Genomic DNA, 766 nt, shown 5'->3' on the forward strand with positions numbered 1-766 from the left:
AACTCGCGGCAAAACCAAGCGAGAGGCCAGATGAGCAAACAGGACGATCTCAAGCGCGCGGCCGCCGAGGCGGCCTTCGACTACGTGCGCGAGGGCGAGTATCTGGGCGTGGGCACCGGCTCCACGGTCAACCACTTCATCGACGTGCTGGCCGAGCGCGCGCCGGAGATTCCCGGCTGTGTGTCCAGCTCCAAGGCCACGACCGAGAAACTGCGCGCGGCCGGTTTCGACGTGGTCGATCTCAACAGCGCGGGCGCCCTCGGCGTATACGTCGACGGCGCCGACGAAGCCAACGCCCATCTGGAACTCATCAAGGGCGGCGGCGGCGCCCTGACCCGAGAGAAGATCATCGCGGGCGCGGCGCGCACGTTCGTGTGCATGGTCGATGCCTCCAAGCGCGTCGACCTGCTCGGGCGCTTCCCGCTGCCGGTCGAGGTGATCGAGATGGCGCGCTCGAGTGTGGCCCGCTCGCTGGTCAAGCTCGGCGGCGAGCCGGAGCTGCGCCCGGGGTTCGTGAGCGACAACGGCCATCCGATTCTCGACGTTCACAACCTCGAGATCCTCAATCCGATCGAGATGGAGGATGCCATCAACGCCCTGCCCGGGGTGGTGACGGTCGGCCTGTTCGCCCGCCGGCCGGCGGACGTGCTCATCGTCGGCGATGCCGGCGGCGTGGAGACGGTCAAGCGCGGCGGCTAGAGCATTTTTCTCTTTTACTGAGTTACGACAGCACGTTAGCGTCATTTTAGGTTTGCTAGATTGGATC

Annotated in this window: 1 protein-coding gene; it reads left to right on the forward strand. The window is 65.8% G+C overall.

Annotation, left to right across the window (positions count from 1 at the left end; genetic code table 11):
* Nucleotides 1-30: 30 nt before the first annotated feature.
* A complete protein-coding gene (gene rpiA, locus SAHL_RS02620) occupies nt 31-699 on the forward strand; it encodes a ribose-5-phosphate isomerase RpiA (RefSeq protein WP_123589859.1) in 669 nt (222 codons plus the stop codon).
* Nucleotides 700-766 lie beyond the last annotated feature (67 nt).

The organism is Salinisphaera orenii subsp. halophila YIM 95161 (genome assembly GCF_003732545.1).
In the GTDB taxonomy this organism is placed as follows: Bacteria; Pseudomonadota; Gammaproteobacteria; order Nevskiales; family Salinisphaeraceae; genus Salinisphaera; species Salinisphaera orenii_A.

Excerpts from the sequence above, each read along its gene's own strand:
- rpiA (WP_123589859.1), top strand. The coding sequence starts at position 31 with ATGAGCAAACAGGACGATCTCAAGCGCGCGGCCGCCGAGGCGGCCTTC.